Source organism: Bosea sp. PAMC 26642, assembly GCF_001562255.1.
Classification (GTDB): Bacteria; Pseudomonadota; Alphaproteobacteria; order Rhizobiales; family Beijerinckiaceae; genus Allobosea.
The window spans coordinates 4,382,651-4,402,252 of the sequence record NZ_CP014301.1 but is presented as its reverse complement, the minus strand read 5'-3'; the positions used below and the strand labels follow the sequence as shown (position 1 = coordinate 4,402,252).

Here is a 19,602-nt window from a genome sequence, read left to right as displayed (position 1 = left end):
TCCCTCGTTGCCGATCGCCCGGCAATCGGCTATCCCACCTTCTGCGCAAGCGCCCGTAGCTCAGCTGGATAGAGCGTTGCCCTCCGAAGGCAAAGGTCACACGTTCGAATCGTGTCGGGCGCGCCAATAACCTCAGATACTTAGCTACCCGCGACTGCCTCTCGAAAAATCGCGGGTAAGCAATAGGTAAGCAGGCGGTGGCATTTCGCCGCTAGCGCTGCGGCTTCTAATTGCCCGATTGCCGGGGTGGATTCCGGGATGCGATTTAAAATTGAGGCCGCTCGGCGCCAACTCGGAACAGCGCTCCATCTCTTCATTGAGAATATGGACCCGGTGTCGGTCCAGTGCCTTGCCGGGGGCGGAGGCGAGGTGATGGAGTTCTATGCCGCAAAGGCGGGCGGCCAGAGCTTCATGAGCGCCATTCTCGAAGCAAACCCCGACTTCGATGAGAAGCTCGCCCACAGGTCGCAACGGCTCTATTGGAACGCATTTAAGCATCCCACGCGCTACGAGAAAAATGCGCTGACTGAACGCGACGACGAGAGCACGCTTGCCGAGTTCGGCGAGGAACGTAACATCGAATCCCTCATGATGGGCTGGACCGATTACGGGACGGCGGTGGGGAAGATGCCTGTCGAGGCGCAAGTTTTCCAAGTATGGGCGTTTGCCCGCAAGCCGCCGGCAAGCGCAGTGGCGAGGCGCCGAGATCAATGCTGCCGCCTGTTCCCTGATTTGGATAAGGCCCCCCTTGTCGAGCAAAAGAGGCGCTTGATCGCCAAATTCACATGGGCGCGAGACCAATTCGAGGTGATGGGCAGTCCCAAGACCGAGCTACGGCCGCTTTTGCTCCATTGGCCTCCCAGCCCCGAAACCAATCATCGATAGGCCTTAGTGCCCCGCCCGTTTCGCTGGCAAAATCGGAACGTTAACTCGACCTCGCCGGACTCTTAACTGTGGGCACCGCGCGCCGCGCCGAGGGGCAGCACGACGGGGGTAGTTGGTCTCACCAGAAGTCCGATCATGTTGCGGCCGGTAGGTTAACTGCTGGTGAAGCGCCTACCCGACCCCTGCCTCGCACCGCACAAGAAAGATGGACGCATTCCAAGGCATGGCATAACCCAGGGTCAGGTTCATTGGAGAGCGGCCATGACGGCGATGTGGAGCTTGGGCGTGCCGCCGGTCCGCAAGGACATCAGCGACGTAGTCGAGGTTACAGACGGCGCTATCCTCGCCCGCGCGCGCTATCGCCCAGCCGGGCAAATCTGGGAAACCGATGCTTGGGTACACGAGGACGGCAAGGAGGCCCTGATGTGGCGGCCGACGCACTGGCGGACGGCGCACCCAATTCCCAAGGAGCCGCTTGCGCCATCTGACCCGGTTTTCGAGATCGGCTAAGGAACTCTACTGTTGGCGCTGGGGCGCTTGCGGCTAAGGGAAATTCTGCAATTAGGGACGATTCTATAGTCGGATTGACGCCACTCTTGCCATCGTCGCATCTGGTTGACGACGCGGGTGTAGCTCAATGGCAGAGCAGCAGCTTCCAAGCTGAAGACGAAGGTTCGATCCCTTACGCCCGCTCCAAAACGTCTGCTTTGGCTTATAGCGCCGACTTGGTTTTTTTGGCGTTGACGGCCGCTACAAAGGTTCGAAGGGCATCCGGGTCCCACCCTATGTCGCTGATCGCGGTCTGGACCGTCGCGTCTGACAGGTCAACCGTTCCACGCTTTGCCCATCTTGGAATTGGATCTGGCTTGGCTGCCGCGCGCATTGTTTCAGACAAGCCAGCCAGCATGACCAGGGCAGCCTCATGAGGCGTTCTGCCGGACTTGACACCCGCGCTTTGGAATTCGACGCGCTGACTGCTGTCTACTGTGGCCGGCGGTATGCCAAGCCGCGAAAGCGCCAGATTGAAACGAGCGATGTACCTCAACATGCGATCCGGTCTCCTTCACCGTCAGCCGCCGGGATCTGAAAATTAGTTATATCGCGCTGAGCCGGTCGCGCCCTGCAAGGACTGCGTAAGTTTGACGCATTATGGCAGTTTATTGGCGATTCGTTAACCATGTGAAAGTGCAGGTTCGTTAGCGGCTGGGATTGGCCTGCCAGCCAGCTGCTCATTGGAGCAAGAGCCAAACCGCTAGGCCTACCAAGCCTGCCAATGCGCTCAGGCCGATTGACAATGCCAAGTTTTGAAGGAAACGGGCGAGCTTCATCTTAAGCGAAACTGGCTGCTCTCCCTGGTTCTCCATGACATTGCTCCAAATAGGGAAGAACGCATATCAAGATGTGCCACGTCGCCATCTTGGGCAAGCGGCGTAACCCGGTTTGACCCGATGGCGATTGTCACGAGCAGAAGCCCTCGACCCATTCCGCCTCGGTCAAGATCGGCTCAAGCCCATTGGGCTCATCGAACAGGAAGCCGGCGCCTTGCGTATTGATGGCCGTCTGCAAGCGGTCGCGTTCGCCGTCTAGCTGATCCAGCGCGTCGATCAAACCTGCGATGATGGCCTCGATGCGACGGCGGGCCTGGAAGTTGTTGGCAGGGGAATGCGCCAGCCGGCGATTGCTGGCGAGCACCTCGGCGAGCCGTTCACCAACGGCAGCAAGCAAGGCCGGATCGGGACGGACAATGACGGGATCGAATGCGAGGCTCATGACCGGCGCCCCAGCGGAATGACGCGCCGGCCGATGACCAATTCGCCATCGATGTAAACGACGGGCAGATGGCCGTAGCAGCCGAAGGTCGGGAGTGTGACCGGCTTGACCGCGAATGACGATCGAGCAGGCTTGCGCTTGCCCTGACGGGCGGAGATGCGGATGGGGCTCATGATTGCACCGCCAGCGCTGCCATGCGCTCGATCGCCGCCGCGAGGGCAAAGGCCTCGTTGACGCCGTACTCATCCAGCTCTGGCGAGGGCTTTGCGGCAATGCCGCGAAGGGTCGGATCAAACCGCCAGAGCATGACGCGCGCCCACAAAGCGAGCCCGGCCAGGGTGACGGGCGCGACGGCCATGATGCGGCTGGCCGCCACTTCGGTTCGGGGCCAAAACGCTTCGCATTGCTCGCCGAGGGCGCGGGCTTCGTCCGATCCGTCGCCCGTCGCTTGGAAGCGCGACCATAGCGAATCCGCTTCGCTGATGATGCGATCGAACTCGGCGCCGAGGCTAAGCAGCTCGGCATCGGGCGAGGTTGCGGCAAAAGCCGGCGGGCTGCACCGTGCGGCCAGCACAGAGGCGGCGGTAGCGGTGCCGGCAATGGAAGCGCGGCGGGTCGAAGCTCTGGGCATCGTAGAGCACTCCTCTATGAAGGGATGGGTCGGAGGGTCAGGCGGCGGCGCTGGCGTGCCGCAGGATCGATGCGGCGATCTGGCCGTGCCAGTCCCTGCCCGGAATCGACAACCGGTAAGGGTGGCCCACGCCATCCCAGATGTGCAGCGCCTCGGCCTTCATGATCAGGCCCTCCATGGTGCGGTCGGGCTCGGCCATGATGAGGCAGAGATGCGCCTCCAAAGCTTTCGCTGCGGCGGAATGCGCCTTCCAGGCATCGTCGTAATGAGACGCGTCCCTGATGCGCGTCGTCTCCGCTTCGTAGGCTTTGGCGAGCGCCAGGCAGTTTTCGCTCTCGGCGAAATCTGCCTCCCATTCGGCACGCGTCAGTCCATCGACCGGCCCTGCCGCAAGCTTCTTGCTTTTCAGGACACGGCGGGCACGGTCCGCATTGCAGCGGAAGTGGAACGCGGGGATGACCCGACGTGGGTGGGCCTCTCCGGGCCGCGTCAAGGAGCCGCCGTGAAAGTGCTTCTCCCAGGGATTCCCGTACAAGCTACCAGTGCCCGGCTCGGTAATGTCATCGGGCGCAAGCGGCCACAGCGTCGCCCATTTGGCCTCGGTCGCGTCCTGATGCTTGCGCGCCGCATGGTACTTGTCCGCGAGGGCGGGCAGTTCCTTGGTCAGCGTGATCAGATCCGGGTTTTCGGCGACAGTGGGGCAGGCGGCTACAGTGGCGGTTGCAGCGGTCGTAGATGCGGCGGCAAGGCCGAGCAGCATTCTGCGGCGGTTGAGAGCGGGCATGCCTTCGGCGGCTGCCCCAACGTGTGCGTTGAGCATTGGTCTTCTCCCGATGATGTTTGAGGTTGACGCGAGCTATCGCCGACGCCGGCAGTCTTCGTCAGTTGCGCTCGGTGAACTTCGACACGAGGTCGAGCGCGTCGTCGTCGTTATCAAGGTCGTGGCAGGCCAGAATGCGCTTGCGATTCCGATTGATCAGTTCGTCCGTGGGCTTGCCGGCGCGGACATCGTCGAGCGCGTCGAGATAGAGCCCGCACACCATCTCGGACAGCGCATTGATCTTTCGGCCGGCGGCATTGAGACCGCCATCTGGCGACGCGTGAAATCTCGCGTTGAACAGGTTGGCGTTCACGACCGACAGGATCGTGTCCAGCGCTTCGGCCAGGCTGATCGCCTGCGACAGCTTCATTGGGGGCTCGGCTTCCTGCCCGTCCTCCGGCGCGAGCGGGTATGTCTCTGCAGGCGAAGAGTGTTCCATGGCGGGCTCCTGTCAGGCTGCGAGGGCGATGGGGTGGCATCGGATCAGATCGGCGCGAAGCCAGTTCAGGATGCGCAGGCAAAGCGCCTTGCGGTCCGCGCAGCCCATGGCGTTGGCGGCACGAAGCGCGAGCCGAACGAAGGACTGCGTCATCCTGAGGAAATCGGCCCGGACGACGGGTGCGCTGTAGAGGGCCGCGCGGGCGAGCTGGTCGCGCGCTGCCTCGATCCAGTAGTTGAAGGTGAGCAGGCGAAGATCCATCGGTCAGGCTCCCATGCTGGACAGGGCGGCGCGCAGGGCATCGGCGCGCGCGGGGTTGAAGTGCTGCCGGTAGTTCTCGCGCTCGATCTCCCAGCGGATGGCGTCGGGGTCGTTCCCGAAGGTCGCGGCGATCGAGACGGCCTCGGCGGCGCGAGCGGCGAGGCGAGCGCGGACGGCGATTTCTTCCTCGGCGGCTTTGCGCAGGTAGAAAGCTTCGGCCTTGGCTGCGGCCCATGCCTTCTTGAGGAAGCGGGACATGATGGCGTGGCGGGCGCTGGAAGGCTCGCGACGAGCGCTGCTCAGTTGCAGCGCGAAGCGGGCCTCGTGGTGGGCGCGGCGCATGATGGCGGCGAAGTCGAAGGCGATGCGGCCGTTGTTGGAAACGAGAGCCATTTGCTGTATCCAGATTGCGGACCTGTATCTAAGATACAGCATTGCGGTATCCTGTCAACAGGGCTGCAATTCTAATACAGCTTTGGGGAATCAATCATGATCCGACTGACACCGCGCTTGCTCAAGGCTGCCCGCGCACTCCTCGGATGGCAGCAAGATCACGTTGCTGAAGCGTCGGGCGTTTCGAAATCAACGATTGGCGCGTTTGAGGCAAAGGACGAGACGGCTAAAATGGCAACGATGAACAATAAGGCGCTCGTCGAATCCATAATTTCGGCGGGCGTCGAATTCATCCCCGAGAACGGCGGTGGCGCGGGCGTCCGGCTGGCGAAGCGCGCGGATGGGACGAGCGGGGAGCACTGACGATGGCGCGCGGCCTTCAGATTCCCAATGCCAAAGCTCGGGCTCAATCGATCAACGGTGCACAATTCCAGTTCGGCCTCGATGAGGTGAAGCTAAGCCCCGACCGGTTTGCAGAACTGTTCTGCAACCGCCGCACGAAGCGCGTCCATGAATGGCTAGACGACGAACTGCCCATCCCGCCATGGGTGCCAGCGCTACTGGCGGCCATGCAATCTCCGGAAGGCCGCAAGCGCGCAATCGCCACGGCCGAGCATCTTGTTGCTGCCGGTGCATCAGCTGAACGCCAATCGTGATGAAGCCGGGTCCGGACCCGATCGACCGCCATGTAGGGGGGCGGGTGCGGATGCACCGGATGTTGGCCGGCTTCAGCCAGGTAAAGCTCGCCGATGCGCTTGGCATCACGTTCCAGCAGATCAAGAAATACGAGAAGGGCTCCAACCGGATCAGCGCGAGCCGGTTGCAGCAGATCGCCAACATGGTGGGCGTTCCGGTGTCCTTCTTCTTCGAAGATGCTTCTACAGGGCAAAACCAACCACCTGCGCTCTCGGATGCGGCCTCAACTGACCCGCTGACCGATTTCCTGGCGACTTCCGAAGGCGTGCAACTCACCAAAGCCTTCGTCCGCGTCAAAAGCGCGAGCGCTCGCCGTCGCATCATCGAGTTGGCAGAGGCTGTGGCGGAAGACGGTTGAGCCTGGCCTCCGAGCCGGCTCAGCGCGACGCCAACCCAACAGTGGCTTGCTTGAAATCCCTTAAGATCGATCGAAGTCGCGGCTTGCCTGCAGGCTTTGGACTGAGTCTATCTTGCAACACCCTCGCTATATCTCAGCACGTATGGTGCTTTCCGTTGGATTCAATTGAACATCGGGAATCTTGTCACGTTGGCCTTCCGCGACTGGGAGAAAGGATCGACACATGACAATGCCAGTTTCTCAGTTCGTTTACGCCTCGACATTCGTTCCGGGGCGAATCACCAGCGCGCGCTCTGCCTTCCAAGACATTATCCGAGCCGCTCAGACCTCTAACGACGCGAACGAAATCTCCGGATGCTTGATCTTCGACGGCCGCTTTTTCGTCCAGATGCTAGAGGGGGATAGTGCGGCTATTGAAAATGCTTTTCAACGTCTCCGGCGAGATCGACGCCATCGCAATATCGCTGTGATCGGAATGAGATCGGATCAGGCACGTAGTTTCGGTGCGTATCCGATGATTGGATTATGGTATTCAAATAACGTTGAATTATGCTTTGTTGAAAACGATGATGAAAATCGGAATCTATGCCAAACTAATGCGATAGCGCTTGCGTCTCACCTGTCAGAATATCGGCCGCATCACGACTGGTGACAGGTTGGTCCAGCAGGGCGCCAGCACATTCGACGCATGTCTCGCCTCAGACTGACGTAGATGCACAAAAATTATATATGGAACGCTAGTAGGTAAAATTGCGTTAGGGGTTCGTGTTAACTACAATTTGATCTCTACCACGTGGCTTGAGGGCGCTGAAATGTCCGAGCTAAGCGTAAGCGTTATTTTGCCCTGTTATAACGGCGAGGCTACGATCAGCGAACAGCTGGACGCCCTTTGCAGGCAGGCATTTGACGAGCCATGGGAACTCGTCGTCGTCAATAACGGCTCCACCGACAGATCGATGGCCATCGTCGATGGCTACCGAAGCCGGCTACCACTGCGCATTGTCGACGCTCACGACGGTGTTGGTGCTCGTCTTCCCGTCGACCATTCCTATCGCACTGGCTTTGCAGCCGCGAAAGGCGCCGCATTTATTTTATGTGAGGCGGACGACATTGTCGGCGACAACTGGCTTGCGGCCATGGCCGAGGCGCTAACCAAGCACCTCTTTGTTGCTGCAGCGCTTGATTACCGGCATCTCAATCGACCCGAGCAGATCGGCGCAGAAACGCAATCCCGAGAGTCCGGCCTTTTGACAAGCGCCTTTCCACTATTCATCCCGTCGAGCATCGGCTGCGCGATCGGGCTTCAAAGGGTGGTCTACGAGCGAATCGGAGGCCCCGAGCCAGAGTGCGGGGCATCCTGGGACATCGATTATTCATGGAAGGCACAAAAAGCAGGCTTTGCCCTGCATTTTGTTCCTAATGCCGTCGTTCATTACCGCCTGCGCGAGCATCTTTCGGCACAGTTTCGTCAGGCGTTGAACTGGGGCGGAACACAGGGCTGCTTGGTTCGGAAATATGCAGCGCCATTGAGCGCATATTGGGTGTTTCGCTACGTTGGATCCGGCGTGAAGCGCGTCTTGCGCTCAGCCGTGAAGGGGCCTGCAGCAATGCTCAAACGAGATGCCAAAGACCGCTGGGTTTGGGAAATGGGCTGGTCGATTGGCTTCCTGCTCGGCGCGCGCCATTTGGTTGGCATCAGAGCTTCACGCTAGTTCCTGGTTTAGTCTGGATGATGCGGATTTCTACCCCGTCTTGATAGCTCCGCTGGTGTTTGGAATTGCCCCTAGCGCGCAATCGCAGCAGCAGCGAACAGTGCGCCCCCCCGGAGCAGGAGCGGCGATCGATCGAGGCTATCTCAGCAGAAAGTTAGAGACAGGCGTCGCCAGTACGCGAGAGAATGCCACCGGGAAAAGCGGGCCTGATGCCGTGGCGCGGTCGGCTGGCGCGTTAAACGGGTGACGAGCCACCCCCCGACCTCAAGATAGGTGACCGCGTTACGCATTCGTTCGGCTTCGTCGACCACTCGGGTAGCGGCAACTACGAGGTGCTCCGTGTTCTCCCCGAGGGCATGGACGGAGAGCCGCAATACCGCGTGCGGGGCACAGATGGCTTCGAGCGTGCAGTCGGCCTCAACCAAATCACCAACAGCACCGTCACCGGATCGTCGGGTGCGCGATCTAAACTATGAAGCCCGCAGTGGAGCGCCTTTGTGACTGAGCTGATCCAAGTCCCCGAGGTCGTTCCAGTTTCTGAAATTGCAGCCGCATCGCCGGACGTATCGCATTCCGATCCCCGCTACATCGAAAAGGCACTGCTCGGCTCAGCCGGCATCGCCTCGGTCGTGTGGCTTGGGCTGCTTGGGTGGCTTATCTGGTGGCTCCTTATCTGAGCACGCCAAAGCACATCATGCGATAGCCGGCTCACCGTCCTTTTCACCCCTCGCGCCACGACCTGCATCGCACCATCAGGCAGGGGTCGCTGCAAGGCTGCGGCCTCGGACCATGATGCCGTCATCCACGTCTCGATCTCGTCAGGCGGCGACAGGATTACCGGCATAGCCTTGGGATGGATCGCACCGACCTCTTGGTTCGGTGTTGTCGTCAGGAAGGCTATTGCGGACGCGCTCGACAAATTCGGAGTAGATCTAATCCCGGAGAACGGTGGCGGCGTTGGCGTGCGCGTCCGGGCTGGCTCAGCTTGGCTTAATTGGCCAGAACGCTCCATTCATGGAAAGCCCGACACCCCCGAAGGAGCACCGGGCGCTGCGTACCGGCCTGGGTAGCAAGCAAGCCTCCTACAGCTTTGGTGGAAACGCTGCACAACGGGGTCGGTTCTCCGCGAGCGCCGCCCTTGACTCCCTCAGCGCATGTTCACATTCTGTTCTCATGCCGCTTGTGTTCCCCCTTCGAGTCCGGCGCTTCGGCGGCACACCTGGCTCTATCGACGCCCTATTAATCACCGACGCCCGTGGCCGGTCGATCAACATCCCATGCGAGGAGGCGCCTCTGAGGCGCGAGGTTGCCAAGCTTTTCACCCCTGCAGAGGCTGAGGCCCTGGCCGTGCATATCGCGCGGTTTTTAAGCGATGAGTGGGCGGCGCAGATTCTGGTGCACCAAAACGCGGCGGGTGATCCGCGGAAGCCGAAGGGGTAGCGACTCGACTCTCACGCCGCGATGACCGCTTATGCCGCGCGGCCGCGGGAGATGGCTATGAGAGAACAACAAGTGTTGGAAGCTGGCGGCGTCGCCGCCAATTGCAATCACGTGAGGAAGCCGAAGCCGGGCGCCCCGAGCGTTGCCATCCTGTCTGATTCACGCGCGAGACTGGCCGTCGCCAGATTGCGCATGGCGATCCGCGCCGCGAAGCGGAAGCGGAAGACCACGTAGAGTCGCCGCCGGCGGAGGCGATTGCGGTAGCTACGCCGGCGGCTGCTACACGCTCCCGGACCGAGAGCGTGTTATTCGATATCAGCCGCTTTCGGCCTCAAGCGCCATGACGGCAAAGCTCGAGACCTCTTGGTTCGGTGTCGTCGGTCAACCGACCAGTCGCCCCGCATCATGGGCCAAGACGGATAACCGCCATTATGGGGCGTGCCCGCGCTGGCTACTGACGACCTACGCGTAAATTGATGTCTGGATCACTCCGAGAGCGACCGGATCGCGGCGATGACTTCATAGTGTGCAGGGCGGTGACAAAACCATCCATTGGAGCGCCGCCGTTTGTGGTCGCGCGGGCGGCGTAAAAGTCGGCCACTGGATAGGCTGATCCCTTTTGGGGTTGGCGGGGATGTTCGCTGTGGAGGTCTACGCGGCGGTTCGTGATTTTGTTTTCATTCAGGGGAAGAGCCGTCGCGAGGCGGCGCGTGTTTTTGGTCTGAGCCGCGAGACGATCGCAAAGATGTGCCGGTTTTCGCTGCCGCCGGGGTACACGCGAACGAAGCCTGCCGAGAAGCCGAAGCTCGGCCCGCTACTGCCGGTGATCGACGCGATCCTGGAGGCTGACCGGGGCGCGCCGGTGAAGCAGCGCCACACGGCGAAGCGGATCTTCGAGCGCTTGCGCGACGATCATGGCTTTGCTGGCGGCTACACCGTGGTGAAGGATTATGTGCGGGTCGGCCGGGCGCGAGGGCGCGAGACCTTCGTGCCGCTGGCGCATCCGCCCGGGCACGCTCAGGTCGATTTCGGCGAGGCGATCGCCGTGATCGGCGGGGTCCGGCAGAAGATCCATTTCTTTTGCATGGACCTTCCGCAGTCGGATGCCTGCTTCGTGAAGGCCTATCCCCGCGAGACAACGGAAGCGTTCCTGGACGGGCACGTCTCGGCGTTTTGCTTCTTCGATGGGGTGCCGCTGTCGATCCTGTACGACAACACGCGCATCGCGGTGGCGAAGATCTGCGGCGACGGCAAGCGCGAGCGAACTCGCGCCTTCACCGAACTGGTCAGCCATTACCTGTTCCGGGACCGCTTCGGCCGTCCCGGCAAGGGCAACGACAAGGGCAAGGTCGAGGGGCTGGTGAAGTACGCCCGCTCGAACTTCATGACGCCGATCCCGGTGGTGGCGAGCTTCGAGGCGCTGAACGCCAGACTGGCCGAGCAATGCCGCCTCCGGCAGGGCGAACGCGCCGGACGGCATGCCGGGACGATCGGGGAACGGCTTGTCGCCGATCTGGCGGGGTTGCGCGACCTGCCGGCCGTGCCGCTGGAACCGTGCGAGAAGCGCAGCGGCCGGGTCTCATCGACCGCATTGGTCCGCTACCGCTCCAACGATTACTCGGTGCCGACCGCTTATGGCTTCCAGGACGTCATGGTGAAGGGCTTCGTCGACGCGGTCGTGATCCTGTGCCGCGGGGCCGAGATTGCCCGTCACCCGCGCTGCTACGGCGAAGGCGTGTTCGTCTCCAACCCGCTGCATTATCTCGCTCTGATCGAGACCAAGCCCAATGCACTCGACCAGGCGGCGGCGCTGCAAGACTGGGCTCTGCCCGAGGTCTTCCAGCATCTGCGCCATCTGCTGGAGGCGCGTATGGGCAATCGCGGCAAGCGCGAGTTCATCCAGGTGCTGCGGCTGCTGGAGGCGTTGCCGCTTGAGGTCGTGACGTTCGCCGTGACCGAGGCGATCACGCTCGGCGCCATCGGCTTCGACGCGGTCAAGCTGATCGCGCTGGCGCGGATCGAGCGCAGGCCAGCTCGTCTCGACCTGTCGGCCTATCCTCATCTGCCCAGGACGACGGTGAGGACGACCTCGGCTGCCGACTATGCCGTGCTCCTGCCGGAGGAAGCGGCATGACCGGCACCACCAGCGACGCGATGCCAACGGGAACGACCAGCAGCACGCCCCAGGTCCTCCTGGCCCACCATCTCAAGCAGCTCAAACTGCCGACGGTGCTGCGCGAGTATGACAAGGTTGCCCGCGAATGCGCGCGTGATGGTGTCGATCATCCCCGCTATCTGCTGCGCCTGATCGAGCTCGAACTCCTTGATCGCGAGCGCCGCACGGTCGAGCGGCGCATCCGGGCAGCGCGGTTCCCGGCGGTGAAGAGCTTCGACACCTTCGACTTCGCCGCCATCCCTGGCCTCAACAAGATGCTCGTGCTGGAGCTGGCGCGCTGCGGTTATCTCCTGCGCCGTGAGAACATCATCGCGCTCGGCAACAGCGGTACCGGCAAAACCCATGTCGCGCTGGCGCTTGGGCTGGCGGCTTGCCAGAAGGGCTTCTCCGTCACGTTCACGACGGCGGCCTCGCTGGTCAACCAGTTGCTGGAGGCCCGCGACGAGAGACGCCTGCTCAAGCTTCAGCGCGATCTGCAGGCGGTCAAGCTGCTGATCGTCGACGAGCTCGGCTATGTACCGTTGTCGCCGACCGGGGCCGAACTCCTGTTCGAGACGTTCTCGCAGCGCTATGAGCGCGGCTCGACCATCGTGACCTCGAACCTACCATTCGAGGACTGGACCTCGATCCTGGGATCGGAGCGTCTCACAGGCGCGCTGCTCGACCGGCTCACCCACCACGTCAGCATCCTGGCAATGAACGGCGACAGCTATCGGCTGAAGCAATCTGCCGGCCGACGGCGCAGCCTCGCCGTGGCGGAGCAAAACCAGGCCACTGCTGAGCACGTCGATCCCGAAACCGGAGAGATCACCACAGGCTAATCAGAAACGAGCACGACGATATGCAAAGGGCCCCGATCGGGGCCCTTTGCATATCGTCCGCCCGCGCCGCCACTGGCCTGCTTTGACTCCGCCCCGATGGCCTGGAATCCGACCGCCGTTGACATCGAGACGCTGCCCTACAGTTCGAAATCGCGCCGTGCTCCCATCTTGCGATGCGCCATGTGTTCGATTTTGCAACCGACCGTCTGCACGATTGGAGATTGGGAGAGAAGCCTATCCGCAACGGTCGTGCCGGTCCCTAGTCTAGTCCCGTACCAGATCCCGCCTGCCGATCCTGTCGGCCATGCGGATCAGCCATAGAATCGTCTCGCGTTCCTGCGTGGCGAGAGCCGATGAATTCGATGCCTTGAGCGCAGCTTCTCGAAATTCAGACCATCTCAAATGGAAATCCGCCAGGTCCCGAATAGGCATAGGTTCAACTCCGACGGTTTTCTTATCCATTGCGTTTTCTTCAACTGCCATAAGTCGCAGCATATTCAGCCGGCCTCAGTGCTGGCGCGTGAAAAAAGCGTGAACCGCGTTGTGGTCTCTCGCCTTGCATTGCTAGTCTGCAGGTCTTGGATCTGCGGGTGGCGGACTTGCGGGGGCGGGCTCGAGCGTCATGGACGGCAAGCTTCTGGAGATCAATCTGTTCGGAGCCTGCTCGGTTAAGTCGAGCGTGGCGGATGGATTCGAGATAACAGGCGCCAAGCACAAGGCGCTGTTTGCGCTGCTGGCCACCGCGCCGTTCGGACGTCGAACGCGTTCGTTCCTGCAGGAAGCGCTGTGGGGCGTTGCCTGCTACGATACCGGTCGCCAGAGCCTGCGCCGGGCGCTTGCCGACATCAAGGCCCTGATGGGCTCGGGCTTCGCCGAGTTGCTGACAAGCACCAATTCCGAGGTGACGCTCGACCTGTCGCGCGTCACCTTCGTCGGCCATCCCGCACAGGGGCAATTCCTGGAAGGGCTCGACATCCGCGAGGCGGGCTTCAGCCAATGGCTGGGCGGCATACGCCAGAACCCGACCCAACTCCACGGACTGTTCAGCCTCGCCCTGAGCGGTGGTGGCATTTCGGTTCTTCCAGCGATCGCCGTGCTGCCTTTCCGTGCCGTGTCCAACGATGCCGCGGATGTGACCATCAGCGACTGGCTCGCCGAGGAAATGTGCCGGTCGCTCAGTCGCTCGCGGCTGCTCGCTGTGATCTCCCACCTCTCCTGTCGCGAGTTCGCGCGCGGCGGCATCGATATCGCGCTGGTGCGCTCGCGTCTTCATGCGGATTTCTGCGTCACCGGCAGCCTCAGGCGATCCGCGGGAATGCTGGTTCTGGATGCCGACTTCATCGATGTGCGCTCAGGCCGGATTCTCTGGACGCGGCAGATCACCAGTTCGATCGATACCTTCTTCCAGTCCGCCGACGACGGCATCGCCGCCATCGTCGGCTCGATCGGTGCCGCCATCGCCGACGAGGCGCTGAGCCATATCGCGAGCCAGCGTCTCGCCGATGTCGAGGATCACCGCCTGGTCATCGCCGGGGTCAGGCTGATGAACCGCTCGACGCTTCACGATCTGGCGCGGGCGCGCGAGCTTCTGGAGGAAGCGCTGCGACGTGCGCCTTACGCCGCCGAAACCCATGCCTGGCTCGGCAAATGGTACATCCTCAGCGTCTTCAATGGCTGGAGTACGGACATCGAGGCAGATAAGCAGCGTGGAATCGACTGCACGGCCCGGGCTCTCGATCTATCGCCCGACAACGCGTTCTGCCTGACGATCAGCGGTCTCGCACAAAACAACCTGCTGAAGCGGTTGGACGTTGCAGAACAGCGCTACAAGGCGGCTCTGGCGAACAACCCCAGCGAAGCGCTCTCATTGTTGCTGCGCGGAACGCTGCATGCTTTTCGCGACGAGGGCGGACCCGCAGTCCAGGCCGTCGACAAGGCACGGCGCCTCTCGCCTCTCGATCCGCTCCGCTACTTCTACGAATCGTTGAGCGCGACTGCTTATCTGTCGGCTGGACAATACCAGACGGCGCTCGAACTCGCCGAAAGCTCGCTTCTTTTGAATGATCGACACTCGTCTACGCTGCGAACCAAGATCGTCGCACTCCATAATCTGGATCGCACCGAAGACCTGCGCGAGGCCGGTCGGATGCTTCTGAAGCAGACGCCCGATTTCACGATCGACGCTTATCTCCGAAGCCATCCGGCGGCGGATTCCAGATTTGGTCGCAAAGCTGCTGCTGCCCTTCGGGCGGCTGGCTTGTCGTAACGGGATGCAATGCCATGTCGAGTGCTGCAGGAACTGCGGGTACGGCCGGAACTGCAGGGACGGCGGGGACGGCGGGGACGGCCGGTACGGCGGGGACGGGCTTGACCGGCATCGGCAGTTTCATCTCAGGCACGGTCGTCAGTCCCCTGCTCGCCCAGGGTTTGACGGTCAACGCCCAGGCGATCAGCCACATCGCCGGGTCCGATGATATCGGCTCGGCCGCAGCGGGTGTCTATGCCGCGCTTCCGATCGGTCCGGCGGCGAACATGGAAAGCTGGGCCGCCTGGGTGCGCGCCTCGCTATATCTCACCGACGTCCTGAAGCGCCTCGACTGGACGCCGGGGAAGCGCCGCACGGCGGCCGGCCTCGAACCGTTCAACGGCATCGAACTGAGCTATGGCCGAAAGCCTTTGATCGCGCTGCACCGGCCACCCGCCGATCTCTTCCGGCGGCAACTCAAATACATCCGCAGCTATGCCGACCAGCGCTCAGACAGGGCGGCCGAGATCCTGACCCAGGTCGGATATCCGATCGACTATTTCGCCAGCATCCTCGGATTGAATGCCGACGCCAATCGCTCGACCTTCGAGTTGATCGGCATCACCCAGGTCGTCACCTCGCACGTTGCCATGGTGGCCAAGCACCATCTTGCCTGCCGCCGGCCGGACCGTCTCGGAGCCACGGTCATGCCGATGATCCCGACGCCGGCGCATGGCACCTTCCCAAGCGCCCATGCCGCCGAAGCCTTCGCGGCAGCAACGGTCCTGGAAGGATTGCTGAAGAAGCTCGACGCCAGACCGCCCGCCGAGCGGCACTACCCGCAGAGCGGGAGACTGATCAGGCTGCTCTACAAGCAGGCGGAGCGGATCGCGGTCAACCGGACCGTGGCCGGCGTGCATTACCCGATCGACACGTGGGCCGGAGCCGCGCTTGGCGAGGCGGTCGGGCAGATCATTCTGGCCAAGTGCCAGGGCGGCCATGCCACGCCCCGGATCTACGAGGCCCGGGACAGCGATTTCCTCCTCGCGGATTTTCTGCCCGGGATCACCGGCGGCAGTGGGGATCCTGCGACGAAGGGTCTTGTCCGCGCGGCTGCCCCCGGGCCCGTTCAGAGCAGCCCGTTATTCGCATGGCTATGGGCCAAGGCTCTCAACGAGTTCAAGCTCTGAAATCCGGCCGCCGGAGCGCTAGACGATGACCCCTGACGGCCCCGAATCAGAAGTTCCATTGCGGTTTACAGGCGCCTACGAAGACTGGACCTTCGGCCGGGGCGCGGCTTATGCCAATCTGGACGTCCCTCTCTCGGACGCACGATTTGTCCCCGCCATGATCGCACTGCCGCCCGGCAAGGCGCTCATCGACCTCGCGGGCGAGGCGCACCTTCACGACAAGGATGGCGGGGCCCGCTCCGTGCGGATCCTGCTCCCGATGATCTGGGCCGGCCTGCCGACGCAGACCACCGGGATGACGTATTGGCCCGTCGTTCTGGACTTCGAGGATCGCGGCGAGCGCCGTACGCTCGATATCTGCTGCATCAACCGCAGTCTCGAGGGCCTGACGAAGCCAATCCGGAGTGGCCAGGCGGCAAAGGGCTTCGGCGACGGGCCGGTTTTCAACCTGAACGCGCCGTTGCCCGAGGCAAGCGTCACGACCCTTGCCGATACGCAGACCAGGCCGCCCTACACCGCAGATCCGGCGCTGCTGGCAAAGCTCGGCAGCGGCGGGAAAGCCGCCATCGTTGCTGTAATCGATGACGGCATTCCGTTTGCGCACAGCAATTTCCGCGATGCTGCCGGTACCAGCACGCGTGTCGAATTCTGCTGGCTGCAATCGGCGGATGCGTCGGCCGATGGCCGGGTTCTGTTCGGCCGCGAGTACACGCGCGATGATATCGATACCCTGGTGGGGGATCACGGGCCGGACGAAGACGCCGTCTATGCCAGGGCCGGAGCCGCGGAGAACTCGTGGCTACGGACCGCCTCGATCAACCACTTCGCCTCGCATGGTGCGCATGTTCTCGATGCGGCGGCCGGGCGCCGAGGCGAGAGCGAGGATGTCGATCTCGATCTGCTGCGCATCATCGCCGTGCAACTGCCCGCGGCGATCACCGCCGATACGACCGGGTTTCGCAAGGACGCCTTCGTCATCAGCGCTCTGCATTATATTTTCGACCGGGCTGACGCCGTTGCCGCGGCCTGTTTCGGCACGGACACCGCGCCGCTGCCGCTGGTCGTCAACTTCAGCTACGGCTTCACCGGCGGGCCCCATGACGGCTCGGATCCGCTCGAACTGGCTGTGGCGCAGTTGGTCGCCGCCCGGGAGGCGCAAGGCAAGCCGACCACGCTCGTCATGCCATCAGGCAACAGCTTCGGCGAGGGGATGAACGGCGAGATCACGGCGAGCGCACTGAACACGGGGATTGCCTGTCCGGTGCCCTGGCGGCTTCAGCCCAACGACCACACCTCCAGCTATCTTGAGATCTGGCTGCCGGCTGCCGGCGACGCCGCATCGGCGCCCACCTTCGCGCTTGCCGTCGCCGGTCCCGATGGCATCCCATGCGAGACCGCCATTCCGCTGACGGTCGCGCTGGCACCTGTGGCCGGCGACACGCCGCCCGCGCCGCAAGACCTGCGTCACCATGGGGTGATTGTCGGGCAGTGCCTGACCGGCCGCTACAACGACCGCTGGTCGCGGGTTCTGATCGCGCTCGCCCCGACCGAACCCGATGATCCGAGCCTGCCGGCCGCACCGTCGGGATGCTGGACGATCAGCCTGACCTTGACGGGCGGCGGTCCGTTAGCGAGCCCGGTTTTTTGCCGCATCCAGCGCGACAACGATCCCTTCGGCTACAGCCGGGGTGGGCGCCAGAGCTATTTCGACGATCCGTTGGATCAGCGCTTCGGGCAGGACGGGGCGCCATCGCGGGTCGAGAATCCACCGGAGGCCCTCGTGCGGCGGTTCGGCACGCTGAACGGCATCGCCACCCATGGGCACGTGACCGTCGTCAGCGGCTATTATGGCGATACGGGCAGAGCCACCGAGTACGCGGCCGCAGGTCGCCGCCGCCCGCCAGGTAGCCCACCGGGCGCCGGCGACGTGCGCCTGTCGGCGATATCCGACGCATCGACCGCCCTGCGCGGCGTGCTCGCTGCCGGCACCCGCAGCGGCAGTGCGGCGCGGCTGTCCGGCACGAGCATGGCGGCGCCGCAGGTGGCGAGGGCGCTTGCCGTGCAGAGCATCTCCTCGTCGCCTGCGCCGATGCAGAGCATTCCCGTCACGTATCCGATCGAACCGATCGAGCTTGCTGAACGGCCGATCCGGCTTGGCTAGGCAGGTTCGATCCCGCCCTGCGGAGTTCGTGGACGGTACAGACGCGCTGCACATGCATAGTTGAAGCAACGCAGGCAAATGCGGTCGATGTCCGGTGTCGGCTCACCGGCATATTCTGATCTGAAACGCCGCGGCAGCACCCGGCGATAGCCTTCCACCTTCCCGCAATACTCACAGTTTCCTCACGCGCATCCCCGTCGGAACTGGCCTTAGATGATCCTGTCGATCAGCAGCAGGAGACAGGTCATGGCGTCCCAAACCTTCCCTCGGAATTCCTCGACGGCGGCCCGCCTTCACCCGAACGGGGATTTCATCTCCGGCACTGAAGGCGCCCCTGATCAGCGGCGCTTCAAAATCGATCCAGATCCATTCGACGTTCGTTTCGTCGAAGCCAACATGCGGGCGAACGATAAAGCGATCTCACGTCCATTTTTTGATGAAGAAAAAGCCGATGCGAAGCCCCCAAGCCAATCAGAATTCTACTTTCTTCTTGTTTTGAGCTGGGCGTGCATCGGCGCATTTTCTGTCATCACTACCTTTGTCCCGTGACATCATGAGCAAGCCCCCGATCGATCCGAGGCACCTGCCATGAACGCTTCCCTCGCGTTCACGGAGGTCATCGGCTTTTTGGCTGCCGGCGCAACGGTCGCAGCGTTCTGTTGCAAACAAATGCTTTCGCTGCGCGCCGCAGCCATCGCGGCCAATCTGCTGTTCATCACCTACGGCGCGCTGCTTGGGCTCATGCCTGTCCTGGCGCTCCACTGCATTCTTCTGCCTCTGAATGTTGTTCGCTTCGGCTCATGTCTTCAAGACAAGCGGCATCAGCTTACTCAATAAACGGCGTGAAACGTATCGAGTGAGGCGTCTGTTTTTACGCGTGAAACAAGGTATCGACCGATATCCGCAGCAATACTTCCTGAATTCTGCTCTCTACAGATAGAGAAGAATCGAATGTTTAACTCAGATATAAAGATCATCATAATGCAGATCTCGTCTCTGGCGATTCCATATGCGTTTATGCTTGTATCTCCGGGGCCAAATCTTCTGGTTGTTTTGCGGGTGGGCCTTGCATCGTCGGTCGCGCGTCCTCTTGCGGCCGCACTCGGAATCGCGTGCGGCGCGACCATCGCAGCGGCGATCGCAGTCCAGGGCTCGGCCCTTATCGACCGAACCGACCAGCTCGAAATCCTTTTCAGCCTGATATTTGCCGCGATGCTTGTCCGCTCCGCGATACGACTGCTGCAGCAAGCACAGAAAAGCGACGTCGAGCTTCAACGCAATTCTGTCAAGCGGATATCTCAGGCGTTTGCTCTCGGCATGGTCGCGTCTCTGTCGAATCCGATCACGATACCCTTCTTTTTCAGTTTTTTTATTGCCAATCCGAAAATCGGTTCTTCGGGTGAGACGGCGTGCGCCATCGTCTTCGTCATGGCTGTCTCATGGTTCTCGTTCATTGGGATATTCTGCAACTACTTTTCCAGACGGAAAACAGGCTTATTTCTTTATCCATATATTCGCACAGCACTTGCGGTCGGCATGGTTTTCTATGCGGTTTATATTATAGTTAATGTATTACTAAAATCAATACAGTAAAATTTGGTAAG

The 19,602-nt window shown here is 62.0% G+C and carries 26 protein-coding genes, 2 tRNA genes and 1 pseudogene; 18 read left to right on the top strand and 11 right to left on the bottom strand.

What is annotated here, in order from left to right; all coding sequences use genetic code 11:
* Window positions 1-49 precede the first annotated feature (49 nt).
* The 4 genes from AXW83_RS21095 to AXW83_RS21080 all read left to right on the top strand — a co-directional run bounded on the left by AXW83_RS21095 (window position 50) and on the right by AXW83_RS21080 (window position 1,581).
* Window positions 50-126: transfer RNA gene (locus tag AXW83_RS21095), tRNA-Arg, on the top strand.
* 246 nt (window positions 127-372) lie between these two features.
* Window positions 373-885 (top strand): hypothetical protein, encoded by a 513-nt coding sequence (locus tag AXW83_RS21090; protein ID WP_156640266.1) that lies wholly within the window; start codon window positions 373-375, stop codon window positions 883-885.
* A gap of 261 nt (window positions 886-1,146) precedes the next feature.
* Window positions 1,147-1,395 carry a hypothetical protein gene (locus AXW83_RS21085; RefSeq protein WP_066616890.1) on the top strand — a complete coding sequence of 83 codons (249 nt, stop codon included), beginning with the start codon at window positions 1,147-1,149 and terminating at the stop codon, window positions 1,393-1,395.
* Between the two features lie 113 nt (window positions 1,396-1,508).
* Window positions 1,509-1,581, top strand: a tRNA-OTHER gene (locus tag AXW83_RS21080).
* A 16-nt stretch (window positions 1,582-1,597) separates the two neighbouring features.
* Here AXW83_RS21080 and AXW83_RS21075 read toward each other — a convergent pair.
* From AXW83_RS21075 to AXW83_RS21045, 8 genes are all read right to left on the bottom strand, one after another.
* Window positions 1,598-1,933, bottom strand: coding sequence for a hypothetical protein (locus AXW83_RS21075; RefSeq protein WP_066616888.1), 336 nt, complete (start codon window positions 1,931-1,933; stop codon window positions 1,598-1,600).
* 410 nt (window positions 1,934-2,343) lie between these two features.
* Window positions 2,344-2,655 (bottom strand): hypothetical protein, encoded by a 312-nt coding sequence (locus AXW83_RS21070; RefSeq protein WP_066616886.1) that lies wholly within the window; start codon window positions 2,653-2,655, stop codon window positions 2,344-2,346.
* Window positions 2,652-2,828: a hypothetical protein gene (locus AXW83_RS27280; protein ID WP_156640264.1), complete on the bottom strand. Its 177-nt coding sequence runs from the start codon at window positions 2,826-2,828 to the stop codon at window positions 2,652-2,654. Before AXW83_RS27280 ends, AXW83_RS21070 begins: the two co-directional genes overlap by 4 nt.
* The gene (locus tag AXW83_RS21065) at window positions 2,825-3,286 is read right to left on the bottom strand and encodes a hypothetical protein (protein ID WP_066616883.1); all 462 of its coding nucleotides are present in this window, start codon (window positions 3,284-3,286) and stop codon (window positions 2,825-2,827) included. Before AXW83_RS21065 ends, AXW83_RS27280 begins: the two co-directional genes overlap by 4 nt.
* A 37-nt stretch (window positions 3,287-3,323) precedes the next feature.
* Window positions 3,324-4,106 carry a hypothetical protein gene (locus AXW83_RS21060; protein ID WP_066616881.1) on the bottom strand — a complete coding sequence of 261 codons (783 nt, stop codon included), beginning with the start codon at window positions 4,104-4,106 and terminating at the stop codon, window positions 3,324-3,326.
* 61 nt (window positions 4,107-4,167) lie between these two features.
* Window positions 4,168-4,545: a hypothetical protein gene (locus AXW83_RS21055; protein WP_156640263.1), complete on the bottom strand. Its 378-nt coding sequence runs from the start codon at window positions 4,543-4,545 to the stop codon at window positions 4,168-4,170.
* Between the two features lie 12 nt (window positions 4,546-4,557).
* Window positions 4,558-4,806, bottom strand: coding sequence for a hypothetical protein (locus AXW83_RS21050; RefSeq protein ID WP_066616869.1), 249 nt, complete (start codon window positions 4,804-4,806; stop codon window positions 4,558-4,560).
* 3 nt (window positions 4,807-4,809) lie between these two features.
* On the bottom strand, window positions 4,810-5,199 hold the full coding sequence (locus AXW83_RS21045; RefSeq protein WP_066616866.1) for a hypothetical protein: 390 nt from the start codon (window positions 5,197-5,199) through the stop codon (window positions 4,810-4,812).
* Window positions 5,200-5,295: 96 nt separating this feature from the next.
* Between AXW83_RS21045 and AXW83_RS21040 the strand changes: the two genes are divergently transcribed.
* The 6 genes from AXW83_RS21040 to AXW83_RS27275 all read left to right on the top strand — a co-directional run bounded on the left by AXW83_RS21040 (window position 5,296) and on the right by AXW83_RS27275 (window position 8,642).
* Window positions 5,296-5,562, top strand: coding sequence for a helix-turn-helix domain-containing protein (locus tag AXW83_RS21040; RefSeq protein ID WP_066616855.1), 267 nt, complete (start codon window positions 5,296-5,298; stop codon window positions 5,560-5,562).
* 2 nt (window positions 5,563-5,564) lie between these two features.
* Entirely contained in the window at window positions 5,565-5,855 is a 291-nt protein-coding gene (locus AXW83_RS21035; protein ID WP_066616852.1) for a hypothetical protein, read from the top strand.
* On the top strand, window positions 5,855-6,253 hold the full coding sequence (locus AXW83_RS21030; protein WP_066616849.1) for a helix-turn-helix domain-containing protein: 399 nt from the start codon (window positions 5,855-5,857) through the stop codon (window positions 6,251-6,253). Before AXW83_RS21035 ends, AXW83_RS21030 begins: the two co-directional genes overlap by 1 nt.
* Window positions 6,254-6,476: 223 nt before the next feature.
* Window positions 6,477-6,905, top strand: a complete 429-nt coding sequence (locus AXW83_RS26750) for a BLUF domain-containing protein (RefSeq protein ID WP_082767295.1) — start codon at window positions 6,477-6,479, stop codon at window positions 6,903-6,905.
* Between the two features lie 160 nt (window positions 6,906-7,065).
* On the top strand, window positions 7,066-7,965 hold the full coding sequence (locus tag AXW83_RS21025; protein ID WP_066616846.1) for a glycosyltransferase: 900 nt from the start codon (window positions 7,066-7,068) through the stop codon (window positions 7,963-7,965).
* A 497-nt stretch (window positions 7,966-8,462) separates the two neighbouring features.
* A complete protein-coding gene (locus AXW83_RS27275) occupies window positions 8,463-8,642 on the top strand; it encodes a hypothetical protein (protein ID WP_156640261.1) in 180 nt (59 codons plus the stop codon).
* 38 nt (window positions 8,643-8,680) lie between these two features.
* On the opposite strand, the pseudogene AXW83_RS27890 reads toward AXW83_RS27275, so the two are convergent.
* Both AXW83_RS27890 and AXW83_RS28060 read right to left on the bottom strand, forming a co-directional pair.
* Window positions 8,681-8,863: pseudogene (locus AXW83_RS27890) on the bottom strand (SOS response-associated peptidase); the annotation flags it as partial.
* Window positions 8,864-9,512: 649 nt separating this feature from the next.
* Window positions 9,513-9,635, bottom strand: coding sequence for a hypothetical protein (locus tag AXW83_RS28060; RefSeq protein ID WP_257722105.1), 123 nt, complete (start codon window positions 9,633-9,635; stop codon window positions 9,513-9,515).
* A gap of 404 nt (window positions 9,636-10,039) precedes the next feature.
* Between AXW83_RS28060 and istA the strand changes: the two genes are divergently transcribed.
* Window positions 10,040-11,539, top strand: coding sequence for an IS21 family transposase (istA, locus tag AXW83_RS21010; RefSeq protein WP_066614042.1), 1,500 nt, complete (start codon window positions 10,040-10,042; stop codon window positions 11,537-11,539).
* A 20-nt stretch (window positions 11,540-11,559) separates the two neighbouring features.
* Complete coding sequence (gene istB, locus AXW83_RS21005; RefSeq protein WP_066620442.1) at window positions 11,560-12,402, top strand: IS21-like element helper ATPase IstB; 843 nt, start codon at window positions 11,560-11,562, stop codon at window positions 12,400-12,402.
* A gap of 264 nt (window positions 12,403-12,666) precedes the next feature.
* Here istB and AXW83_RS27270 read toward each other — a convergent pair whose 3' ends face one another.
* Window positions 12,667-12,864 (bottom strand): hypothetical protein, encoded by a 198-nt coding sequence (locus AXW83_RS27270; protein ID WP_156640259.1) that lies wholly within the window; start codon window positions 12,862-12,864, stop codon window positions 12,667-12,669.
* Window positions 12,865-13,024: 160 nt separating this feature from the next.
* Here AXW83_RS27270 and AXW83_RS21000 point away from each other — a divergent pair, with 160 nt between their 5' ends.
* The 6 genes from AXW83_RS21000 to AXW83_RS20975 all read left to right on the top strand — a co-directional run bounded on the left by AXW83_RS21000 (window position 13,025) and on the right by AXW83_RS20975 (window position 19,591).
* Window positions 13,025-14,668, top strand: a complete 1,644-nt coding sequence (locus AXW83_RS21000; protein WP_066616837.1) for a hypothetical protein — start codon at window positions 13,025-13,027, stop codon at window positions 14,666-14,668.
* 14 nt (window positions 14,669-14,682) lie between these two features.
* Entirely contained in the window at window positions 14,683-15,837 is a 1,155-nt protein-coding gene (locus tag AXW83_RS20995; RefSeq protein ID WP_082767293.1) for a phosphatase PAP2 family protein, read from the top strand.
* 157 nt (window positions 15,838-15,994) lie between these two features.
* On the top strand, window positions 15,995-17,998 hold the full coding sequence (locus AXW83_RS20990; protein ID WP_066616831.1) for a S8/S53 family peptidase: 2,004 nt from the start codon (window positions 15,995-15,997) through the stop codon (window positions 17,996-17,998).
* Between the two features lie 246 nt (window positions 17,999-18,244).
* Complete coding sequence (locus AXW83_RS20985; protein ID WP_156640257.1) at window positions 18,245-18,547, top strand: hypothetical protein; 303 nt, start codon at window positions 18,245-18,247, stop codon at window positions 18,545-18,547.
* A gap of 39 nt (window positions 18,548-18,586) precedes the next feature.
* Entirely contained in the window at window positions 18,587-18,835 is a 249-nt protein-coding gene (locus AXW83_RS20980) for a hypothetical protein (RefSeq protein WP_066616825.1), read from the top strand.
* Between the two features lie 114 nt (window positions 18,836-18,949).
* Entirely contained in the window at window positions 18,950-19,591 is a 642-nt protein-coding gene (locus tag AXW83_RS20975) for a LysE family translocator (RefSeq protein ID WP_066616822.1), read from the top strand.
* Window positions 19,592-19,602: the final 11 nt, after the last annotated feature.

What these genes read in the sequence shown, in the direction of transcription:
- AXW83_RS21090 (WP_156640266.1), top strand. Translation starts at nt 373, where the DNA reads ATGGAGTTCTATGCCGCAAAGGCGGGCGGCCAGAGCTTCATGAGCGCC.
- AXW83_RS21085 (WP_066616890.1), top strand. Translation starts at nt 1,147, where the DNA reads ATGACGGCGATGTGGAGCTTGGGCGTGCCGCCGGTCCGCAAGGACATC.
- AXW83_RS21075 (WP_066616888.1), bottom strand. Translation starts at nt 1,933, where the DNA reads ATGTTGAGGTACATCGCTCGTTTCAATCTGGCGCTTTCGCGGCTTGGC.
- AXW83_RS21070 (WP_066616886.1), bottom strand. Translation starts at nt 2,655, where the DNA reads ATGAGCCTCGCATTCGATCCCGTCATTGTCCGTCCCGATCCGGCCTTG.
- AXW83_RS27280 (WP_156640264.1), bottom strand. Translation starts at nt 2,828, where the DNA reads ATGAGCCCCATCCGCATCTCCGCCCGTCAGGGCAAGCGCAAGCCTGCT.
- AXW83_RS21065 (WP_066616883.1), bottom strand. Translation starts at nt 3,286, where the DNA reads ATGCCCAGAGCTTCGACCCGCCGCGCTTCCATTGCCGGCACCGCTACC.
- AXW83_RS21060 (WP_066616881.1), bottom strand. Translation starts at nt 4,106, where the DNA reads ATGCTCAACGCACACGTTGGGGCAGCCGCCGAAGGCATGCCCGCTCTC.
- AXW83_RS21055 (WP_156640263.1), bottom strand. Translation starts at nt 4,545, where the DNA reads ATGGAACACTCTTCGCCTGCAGAGACATACCCGCTCGCGCCGGAGGAC.
- AXW83_RS21050 (WP_066616869.1), bottom strand. Translation starts at nt 4,806, where the DNA reads ATGGATCTTCGCCTGCTCACCTTCAACTACTGGATCGAGGCAGCGCGC.
- AXW83_RS21045 (WP_066616866.1), bottom strand. Translation starts at nt 5,199, where the DNA reads ATGGCTCTCGTTTCCAACAACGGCCGCATCGCCTTCGACTTCGCCGCC.
- AXW83_RS21040 (WP_066616855.1), top strand. Translation starts at nt 5,296, where the DNA reads ATGATCCGACTGACACCGCGCTTGCTCAAGGCTGCCCGCGCACTCCTC.
- AXW83_RS21035 (WP_066616852.1), top strand. Translation starts at nt 5,565, where the DNA reads ATGGCGCGCGGCCTTCAGATTCCCAATGCCAAAGCTCGGGCTCAATCG.
- AXW83_RS21030 (WP_066616849.1), top strand. Translation starts at nt 5,855, where the DNA reads ATGAAGCCGGGTCCGGACCCGATCGACCGCCATGTAGGGGGGCGGGTG.
- AXW83_RS26750 (WP_082767295.1), top strand. Translation starts at nt 6,477, where the DNA reads ATGACAATGCCAGTTTCTCAGTTCGTTTACGCCTCGACATTCGTTCCG.
- AXW83_RS21025 (WP_066616846.1), top strand. Translation starts at nt 7,066, where the DNA reads ATGTCCGAGCTAAGCGTAAGCGTTATTTTGCCCTGTTATAACGGCGAG.
- istA (WP_066614042.1), top strand. Translation starts at nt 10,040, where the DNA reads ATGTTCGCTGTGGAGGTCTACGCGGCGGTTCGTGATTTTGTTTTCATT.
- istB (WP_066620442.1), top strand. Translation starts at nt 11,560, where the DNA reads ATGCCAACGGGAACGACCAGCAGCACGCCCCAGGTCCTCCTGGCCCAC.
- AXW83_RS27270 (WP_156640259.1), bottom strand. Translation starts at nt 12,864, where the DNA reads ATGGATAAGAAAACCGTCGGAGTTGAACCTATGCCTATTCGGGACCTG.
- AXW83_RS21000 (WP_066616837.1), top strand. Translation starts at nt 13,025, where the DNA reads ATGGACGGCAAGCTTCTGGAGATCAATCTGTTCGGAGCCTGCTCGGTT.
- AXW83_RS20995 (WP_082767293.1), top strand. Translation starts at nt 14,683, where the DNA reads ATGTCGAGTGCTGCAGGAACTGCGGGTACGGCCGGAACTGCAGGGACG.
- AXW83_RS20990 (WP_066616831.1), top strand. Translation starts at nt 15,995, where the DNA reads ATGATCGCACTGCCGCCCGGCAAGGCGCTCATCGACCTCGCGGGCGAG.
- AXW83_RS20985 (WP_156640257.1), top strand. Translation starts at nt 18,245, where the DNA reads ATGGCGTCCCAAACCTTCCCTCGGAATTCCTCGACGGCGGCCCGCCTT.
- AXW83_RS20980 (WP_066616825.1), top strand. Translation starts at nt 18,587, where the DNA reads ATGAACGCTTCCCTCGCGTTCACGGAGGTCATCGGCTTTTTGGCTGCC.
- AXW83_RS20975 (WP_066616822.1), top strand. Translation starts at nt 18,950, where the DNA reads ATGTTTAACTCAGATATAAAGATCATCATAATGCAGATCTCGTCTCTG.